Origin of the sequence: Candidatus Neomicrothrix sp. (genome assembly GCF_035329545.1) — a bacterium.
GTDB classification, from domain to species: Bacteria; Actinomycetota; Acidimicrobiia; order Acidimicrobiales; family Microtrichaceae; genus Microthrix; species Microthrix subdominans.
The window spans coordinates 62904-71178 of the sequence record NZ_DAOLGP010000020.1; the positions used below are offsets into that span (position 1 = coordinate 62904).

The following is an 8275-nucleotide window of genomic DNA, read 5'->3' on the forward strand; positions in this document are numbered from 1 at the left end:
CTTGAGACTGGCGCGATGACCGCCATCACCGGTGGACCCTCACCATCCCCGGCCCCCTGTTACACCACTTCCCGGCACTCAACTTTTTTGGTGTACTTGGATCAGCAGATACCACCTCCTACCGCGCTATACGCCGGAGTTTGTGGCCCATGAGTGGCCCGCTCCGCCGCCGAGCAACTCGACCTGGAAGGCCATGGAGGTCATCGGCGTGGCTGACCCTACGCACGAGCCGTGGCCGGGCTGCGCTCTGCCCGACTCATCTGGGGTTCGCACGGACCGAGATTGGACTGTCACGTGGATGGAATAACGAGGAGAGCCTCATCGGCAGAGGCTGAGAAGGCAGCAATCGCATTCCGATGACTGCGCAGCGTCTCGAGCATGGTGAGCGTGGACACGTTGCCGAGACGCAACCAAACGAACTTCGGGGGCGGCCCGTTCAGAAACGCGAGCTGCCGAAAATCAGAGTCCTTCGACACGATGACCAACCCTTGGTCCGCCGCGTACTCCCAGATCTCGACATCGGTCGCCGTGTCGAGATCAACGCCGGTGACGTGCTCGCTACCAGGGAACTCGACAGTCAGCTGCCGGACAAGGTGCCGGGACAGGTTCTGGTCGAGCAGCAGCCTCACGCCGGGGTGGCGAGCCGCCGCTCACGCAACGCCGCGAACTCGATCGCAGCTCGAACGTGCGCTGCGGTCAACTCGGGAAAATCTGCGACGATCTCCTCGACCGTCATGCCCGATGCCAGATAGTCCAAGACGTCATAAACCGCTATCCGCGTCCCAACAAAACACGGCTTGCCGCTTCGCACCCCGGCACGAGTCTCGATCACCGACGTCAGCTCCATAACCGTCAGGCTACCCGCCAACGCACCCTGCCGAGCCGTTCAACCCGCCGAAACCCGGCGTCTCACCACGCCGACGGCCAATCCCAAACACAACGTGTCACCAGATCATGCAGCAGTCCCTACGCCGGAGTTTGTGGCCCATAAGTGGCCCGCTCATCCCCACCTCAAGTGCTCGAGGAGTACAGCCCAGCCGAACCGATGGGCTTGCTCGCCCTCGATTGTGGCCGTAGCCGGCTAGGCCCCGAATCGGATCGACCGTCCGATGATCATTTCTGGCGTCGTTTGATAGTCGGAGTCACGTCCACGATCGAGGGGGCCTCTTCGGGCATGATCGTGGGATCGCTGTGCACGTGTTTGTCGATGAGTCGCTCAGGAGACGGTACCTGCTCGCTGCTGCCTGCGTGCCGGTTTCCGAGCTCAGCGACACCCGCGTCGTCATGCGAGGTCTGCTCTTGTCGGGCCAGCGGCGTTTGCACTTCACCGAGGAAAGCAAACAGCGGAGGAAGGTGCTGCTTGCAGAACTCTGCCGTTTGAACGTTCGCATTCGCATCTACTCAGCAGCAGGAAAGCCGACTCCGGCACGGTCCGCTGCGCTCGAAGCGCTTCTGGCTGACCTTCCGTCAGCAGGTGCCCGCCGGTTGGTCATCGAGGGCCGAGGCCGTTCACAGGACCAGGTCGACGTTCGTCAGATCGCTCGAGCGCAGCACACCGATCGCACCGTCAGGTCAATGGAGTACGACCACATGAAACCTGCGGAGGAGCCGCTGCTGTGGATCGCCGACGCCGCAGCGTGGGCCTACGGTGCCGCAGAGGACTGGCGCCGCCGAGCGGATCCGATGATCGACGACGTCACCAAATTGGGCTAGAACGCGCAAAACCCCGGCTCACCTCGTCCGAGGATGGCACCGGGGTTCACTTCCGCAGGCTCGTGCCCTTGGCAACAGCCAGTATCGGCCCACAAAACGTTCATGTCAACCACCCGTGCGACGAGAGTGGTAGCCGACCACCACGGCACCCCCGTTCCGGCGGCTCTACGACAAGCCGAGATGGCTCAAGCTTCGCACCCTCCAGGTTGCCCCGCAACAGCACCCCAAATAGGGCGGGCCACATTCAATGTGGCCCGCAAGGATTTTGCAGCAGCAACTAGAAGTCTCAAAACCCTTTCAATATCAACGGTGTTTGGAGCCCGAGAGGAGAATCGAACTCCTGACCTGCTCATTACGAGTCAGTTCATATAGATAGCAGGAACTGGTAGGGACTGGTACCAAGCGGTTGTTGGGGCGTCCGAGTCAGCAGATACCACCTCCTACCGCGTAATACGGCGGAGTTTGTGGCCCATAAGTGGCCCGCTCCCCCGACGGCCATCAGCTCGGATGCGTGAGCCGACGGGGCGCGCCTTTTGAAACTCGATGACGGCGAGAGCCGGCGGCGACCATAGCGAGCGTCAAGTTCGGGTGGACCTCGCATCTCCCTGCATGAGCCTCAACCCCGCTCAACTCCGATGAGGCCGGCAAGCCCCGCTCATTTCCGATGTGCCCCAATTCGGCGTGGCACGTCTCGGCTAGCTAATGCAGCCGCGCGGAAATAGCGTTCATGTAGTTCATGTTGTTTTGAGCGGGTCGGCGGCGTAGGTCCACTTGAACGGTCTGGCTGTCTGGTCGTAGTCAGCGATGAAGCCCAACAGCTTGGTGATGAGATCGTCTCTCGAGGAGAACCGTCCGTCTCGGATGACCTTGCGTTGCAGGATCGAGAAGAACAACTCGACCTGGTTCACCCACGACGCGTGTGGTGGGGTGAAGTGGACCACCCAACGGGGGTGATCCTTGAACCATTTCGTCGTGTGTTTCGAGGTGTGGGACGACCCGTTGTCCAACACCACATGGATTTCCAGGTTCGGGTCCACCACCCGGTCGATGTCCGCGAGGAACGCACAGAAGTTGACTGAGTCGTTCTTGCCCTCGATCGGCTCCGCGAGGACCTGCCCGGAATGCACATCCATGGCGGCGAACAACGACGCGGTGCCGTGACGGCTGTACTCGAACTCAGAACGTCGGTGTCGACCGGGCCGGGCAGGCTGATCAGGGTACTTCGCTGATTTCGCCTGGGTCGCGGTTTTCTCGTCAACGGAGAGGACCACCGCCCCGCCGGGCGGGTTCAAATACAGGCCACACACGTCACGGACCCGATCCCAGAAATCGGGGTCGTCGCGGCGGTTCAACCAGCCCCGCACCTTGGTGAGATCGATGTCCATTCCGGTGAGGATCCTCCACACCTGCGACACCGACACCTCGATCCCCTCCGCGTTCAACTTGGAGGTCACTTCCGGATATGACCACGTGGCCACCGGATCGTCGTCGTCTTTCTCCGAGGTCGCGATCGCTGCGATCTTGATCCGGTCGTCGTGACCAAGACGACGAGGCCGCCCAGAACGTTGCTCGTCTTTGAGACCATCAAGGCCCTCGTCGATGAACCGGCGGCGCCACGCCCCCACCCTGTGCTGACCCAGACCGACCTGTTTGGCGATCTGACGCAACGGGACACCCTCAGCACACAACAAGATGATCTTCGCCCGCTGGACCACCCGCACCGGCATCGTCGTGGACCGTGCCCTGCGTTCCAACACCGCTCTGGCCTCATCGTCCAACTCGACAGCAGCAACCTTGAACACCGTGTGACCTCCTCTGATCGACAACCCGACCAGATTACACGCGTGTCATTTACGCGGGACTGCACTAGTCCCTCGGCTAGACCCACCATGGGGGCAGACGTACTTGATTCTGGCCTGCAATCCTCCATTGCAAAAACAATCATGAATCCGTGGCACACCATGACTTCGCCAGCTAGGTTGACCAGCGGAGGGACAATGCGCGCACACGATCAACCTGACTTCCGAATAGCACGACTTTTCGTCTCAGCAGTGGCCGGAGAACACCGCGACGTATCCACACTTAAAGTAATGCATTCAGGTCATGCTTTAAGAGGGATGGAGCAGTGGGGGGCTAACGCCACAGATACATCATCGGCCATGATTCAAAGGGTGCTCGAAACCGACACAGATGGCGTGATATTCATCCTTGACTCCAGATACGGCTCAATGGTGCCCGGTCGCGACATCAGTTTCTGCGAGTGGGAGTATGAGTTGGCACTCCAGCTTCACCTTCCATCGGTCTTTCTTCTGCTTGACGAAAGAACGTTAGACGAGGGCAGACGGGAGTTTCGCCTGGAGCTTAAGAGCCGAGGATTGCTAGGAGGGCCACATGGTCGAGACTTGCAATGTGAGTTCGACCGGCAGGATGCTTTCAGGAGCAAAGCGCTAGCGGCTCATCACGTTGGGTTCTACAAAACGCCGGTCGAACTTGCAGGATCTCTCGAATACTCCATAGCATCCCTTACAGCCAAAGTTCGAGGGTCAGCCAGGGGTCTAGTCAACTTTTCGAGCTACGCCGGGGCCGCTCGCCACGCGCGAATACTCGGTCAAAGGGTGGAGAGGCGCCCCCGACTCGCTGTTCGCAATCAAATGTCCAGTAAAAGTAGGCCCATCCACAGGAGCAGCAGCATGAACACATCCTCATTGATTGGACTTTTGATAGCGGAGGAACTTCAAGATGCATTCTTTAATAGGCTGGAGCAATTGGACAACCCAAACGGTCTTGTTCTTGAAAGCGGCTCGGAGCTTAGGCTCGTCCTCGACGCACTCTTCACTCACTCACCAGTCCGATTGGACGCTACAAGCGTCGGCAACAAGTATTGGGAAGACGACGAGCTGCGATTCAAGGAACACAACTGGGCACTCTTGCGCGGGCGTGGCAAGGTGAGACGACTGTTCTATACGAGTGACCTCGCCAACCTCATTTCTGAAGAATGGCTGTCCGACCTTTTGGACCAGGTAGCAGAGGGCGCTGAGGTGCGTTTGGCTGAAGCAGGCCAGGACGACCAGGTTCCTCGTGATTTTGGTCTTTATTACTTCAGCGACGCCAAAGAGCGGGCGCTACTCACCGCCCCTCCCGGTCCGGTGGACTCCAACCCGATTGCGATCACTGTTGACGCGACGTCCTTCGAGCATCATGAACGTCTTTTTAGCGCGGCGTGGAATGGCGCTGGAGACTGCGTCACGGTTGAACGCCGCCGCGACAACGGCGCAGCACAGCAAGCAGAGGTCTTTGATGAAGAGATATCTGTCGCTAGCCTTTTGGACAATCGAATCATTCTGAGACAGATGCGGCGGCTCTTTGGCTATGACGGGGTACAACCAGGTTTACCGCGATCTGGCTTCTCCAGAAAATTTGAGATGGCCTATGCCGAGGTAGTGTCCGAGCACCTCAAGGCTGACACCGAGTTCAAAAGCCGTCCGCATTTGGTGTATGTCGGCGACACTGCGATCAACGACGGCGGAGCGATGAGAAACCTGCAGAGGTTAAACTGGGATCTAGATGGATTTATCTCGGATAGGGATGTGGTCGGGTGTTTCACCGTGGGGGGCATCACCTACGGCGACAGGTGGGACGACCTAGTCTCGTTTGCGCAGAGACTCGGGGACACGGTTGATGAAAACACGGTCCTAATTATGGATATCGACCAGACGATCTGGGGGCCAAAGAAGGTGCAGGAGCAGCCGCTTCATGAAAGCCGGCTGTTGGGCATAATGGACTTGGTCACCTCAATCGCGGGCGGAGATGAAAGATTCAACGATAGAGTACGGAGCATATACGATCGGACGGCGGCGCGCCGATTGCATCCTCTCGCTCAAGACGATGAGGACCGAAAAGCTGCGCTCACGGCGCTATTGTCTCTGGGTGTTTGGCCGAGACCAGATATCGAAAGCTATAGATCAAATGATCGGCCTGACTTTTTAGATGCGCTGGCCCCCTCAGACTTTGGAGACCGTGGGGAGCAATACTTGGTCGCGTTCACGGAGACGCATAAAGATATACGAGACTTTACTGCTCGTGCGTTCAGCTACATGATGAGCGAAACATACAGGAATTGGTTCCACGACTCTCTGCCGGACGGAAATTACGAGGAATTTGCGTCGATGGTAGATGGCCTGTATGACGCGTCAGCGGCTCAAAGGGCCGTGTTGTTTCCTGCCTTTCGTCGTCGAGAGCTCCGGGCGCTCCTTGCCTTGGCCAAAGGCCGAGAGCCAGGTCGGGCGTTGGTTGCTAACGCTGCTGTCGTCGATTTCGTCCGCTGGTGCAAGGCGCGTGGAGCGGTTACTTTAGGTCTTTCAGATCGGCCGGATGAATGTACGTATAACGACAGCGAAGACCTGCTCCAGGTCCCCCTACAACTGTGCGGCACAAGGATCAGTAGTCGTTTGCCCCAGGGTTGAAGGGAGGTGGGGGCCTTTTCTGAAGCGCCGACTTGTATGTGAGTACCGGTTCCTGGGGCTTTGGGGCCGTAGGTTCCGGTAGGTCGTTGGCCGGGGTGGCTCGTGAATCGCCTGCCGCCTTCGGTTCGGGTTTGTCTCGCCCAGGGTGTGCACTCCCGGTCGATGACCGGCTGCGGTCTGGCTCAACAGAGGCTTGATTCCCGCGTATGGGTCTCTAAGGCGGCATGCCGGCCGTGGTCTTCCACATCAACGAGACCAAGGGACCGGCATCATGATCATTGGAGTAGATCCACACAAGGCCAGCCACACCGCGACTGCGTTGTGTAGGGACTGCCGCGTGATCCGGTGACACCTGATCTGTTAGGCGTGAGGCCAATGGAGGCACGTCTGCCAAACAGCAGCCTCCAGCGCCCGAGCGCCCGTCTGGACCCATTGGCTGCCCAAGCCCCGAGCCGGCTAGCAAGGCGGATGCACCAGGAGATCGATTCCTAGCACCAGTCTAGACACCCCAGGGGTGGAAGGTGTCAAGCAGCAATCTGGGTTTGGGCTGGTTGGCGGTGGGCCCAGGCGGTGTGTTCGTTGTAGGGGGTGCGTGTGCGGTGGCATCCGTGGAGGTAGCCGACGAGCCGGTTGCCGAGCGCTCGGAGTGCTTGGTGGTGGAGGTCACCGGCAGCCCGCCGTTGGTCGTAGAACTCGCGGCAGCCGGGGCTCGCTGTGATCGCACAGAATGCCCACTGGTCGATGGCGTCGTAGAGACGCCGGTTGCGGACACGTCGGGCGAGCACGGCGTGTTTCTTGCCGGAGGCGATGGTGAGCGGTGATGTGCCGGCGTAGTTCCTGCGAGACTTGGCGGTGTCGTAGCGGTCGGGGTCGTCCCCGAACTCTGCGAGCACCCGGGCGCCGAGCACAACACCGAGTCCTGGCAGGGAGAGGTAGATGTCGGCGTCCGGGTGTTCATCAAAATGGGTGGCCAACTCGGTCTCGAGTTCAGCGATGGTGGTGTTGAGTCCGGCGATCACCTGAACCAACGCTTTTGTTGTGGCAGCGAACGCGGTTGCGACCGTCGCCGGTGCGGCGAGTTGAGGGGTCCGCAACGCGGCTTGGTTCTCGGCGGCCCGCCCATCGAGGTTGCGTTGTCGTCCGCCTTTGCGGAGCGCGGAGCGGATCTGGGAGACCGACAACCGGCGGGCCGCTTCGGGGTGCGGCGCTTTGCCCAACACGGCGACCGCGTCCCGGTCTGCGAGGCTGTCGAAGGCCTCCAGGGCGGCGGGGAAGAACTCGCGGAGGTCGTTGCGGAGCCGGTTGGTGTGACGGGTCCGGTCCCAGATCAGGTTTTGGTGGGCCCGGGCGAGCACTTTCAGCCCGCCGGCCTGGTCGGTGTCACCGGCCACGGGCCGGTGGTTGTGCCGGTCGGTGCGCACCAGGTCGGCCAGGAGTTTGGCGTCGCCCGGGTCGGACTTCGCGCCGGCGACGTTGTGTCGATCGCGGTAGCGCGACACCGACAACGGGTTGATCGCGTACACCCGATACCCGGCGGCGATCAGGGCTTGGACCCACATGCCCCGCTCGGTTTCGATCCCGACGATCACCTCTGTCGGGTCGCTGGTGTGTTCGGCGATCAGCGTGTGGAGATCTGCGATCCCGTCGAGCCCTTCGGGCAACCGTTTCGCGGCGAGCTTGTCGCCGGTGTCACCCATGAGATGGACGTCATGGTGGGTCTCGGCCCAGTCATCGCCCACGAAAATGGTCATCGTGTACTCCTTGGTTGCAATTCAATGTGTGAGCCTGCGGGCTTCCCGAGCGGCGACCTAATGGATCAGTGCTCTACGGCACGACACCCCATGAGCGCTTGATGGGTAACCCGAACCAACCGGCCGGGGCACGATCTAGACTTAGGAATCCCGAAGGGCTCCAGGTGACAAGAGTGCTCACCGACCAGCGGCTCGAAGCCAGACTCTCACGAACCCAGCAACCCCATTAGGTGACAAGAGTGCTCACCGACCAGCGGCTCGAAGCCAGACTCTCACGAACCCAGCAACCCCATTAGGTGGCTGGTGTCTTTCGGGGTGGCCTGAGGGCTGGGCCGGATGGTGGGGCTG

The 8275-nt window shown here is 60.3% G+C and carries 6 protein-coding genes and 1 pseudogene; 3 read left to right on the plus strand and 4 right to left on the minus strand.

Annotated features, from left to right (window positions below):
* Nucleotides 1–290: 290 nt before the first annotated feature.
* Together PKD89_RS12140 and PKD89_RS12145 are read right to left on the minus strand one after the other, a co-directional pair.
* Complete coding sequence (locus tag PKD89_RS12140; RefSeq protein ID WP_324332466.1) at nucleotides 291–629, minus strand: DUF5615 family PIN-like protein; 339 nt, start codon at nucleotides 627–629, stop codon at nucleotides 291–293.
* Complete coding sequence (locus PKD89_RS12145; RefSeq protein WP_287379457.1) at nucleotides 626–847, minus strand: DUF433 domain-containing protein; 222 nt, start codon at nucleotides 845–847, stop codon at nucleotides 626–628. The genes PKD89_RS12140 and PKD89_RS12145 overlap by 4 nt, the downstream gene beginning before the upstream one ends.
* Before the next feature lie 344 nt (nucleotides 848–1191).
* Here PKD89_RS12145 and PKD89_RS12150 point away from each other — a divergent pair, with 344 nt between their 5' ends.
* Nucleotides 1192–1713, plus strand: a complete 522-nt coding sequence (locus tag PKD89_RS12150) for a hypothetical protein (protein ID WP_289011036.1) — start codon at nucleotides 1192–1194, stop codon at nucleotides 1711–1713.
* A gap of 734 nt (nucleotides 1714–2447) precedes the next feature.
* Here the strand turns inward: PKD89_RS12150 and PKD89_RS12155 are convergent.
* Nucleotides 2448–3515, minus strand: a complete 1068-nt coding sequence (locus PKD89_RS12155) for an IS630 family transposase (RefSeq protein ID WP_289011035.1) — start codon at nucleotides 3513–3515, stop codon at nucleotides 2448–2450.
* Nucleotides 3516–3710: 195 nt separating this feature from the next.
* Between PKD89_RS12155 and PKD89_RS19965 the strand changes: the two are divergent.
* Together PKD89_RS19965 and PKD89_RS12160 are read left to right on the plus strand one after the other, a co-directional pair.
* Nucleotides 3711–3980: pseudogene (locus PKD89_RS19965) on the plus strand (DUF4062 domain-containing protein); the annotation flags it as partial.
* Between the two features lie 423 nt (nucleotides 3981–4403).
* Nucleotides 4404–6176, plus strand: coding sequence for a hypothetical protein (locus tag PKD89_RS12160; RefSeq protein WP_289011033.1), 1773 nt, complete (start codon nucleotides 4404–4406; stop codon nucleotides 6174–6176).
* 524 nt (nucleotides 6177–6700) lie between these two features.
* Here the strand turns inward: PKD89_RS12160 and PKD89_RS12165 are convergent.
* Nucleotides 6701–7927, minus strand: coding sequence for an IS110 family transposase (locus PKD89_RS12165; RefSeq protein ID WP_289011032.1), 1227 nt, complete (start codon nucleotides 7925–7927; stop codon nucleotides 6701–6703).
* Between the last annotated feature and the right edge of the window lie 348 nt (nucleotides 7928–8275).

What these genes read in the sequence shown, in the direction of transcription:
- PKD89_RS12145 (WP_287379457.1), bottom strand. Translation starts at nt 847, where the DNA reads ATGGAGCTGACGTCGGTGATCGAGACTCGTGCCGGGGTGCGAAGCGGC.
- PKD89_RS12160 (WP_289011033.1), top strand. Translation starts at nt 4,404, where the DNA reads ATGAACACATCCTCATTGATTGGACTTTTGATAGCGGAGGAACTTCAA.
- PKD89_RS12165 (WP_289011032.1), bottom strand. Translation starts at nt 7,927, where the DNA reads ATGACCATTTTCGTGGGCGATGACTGGGCCGAGACCCACCATGACGTC.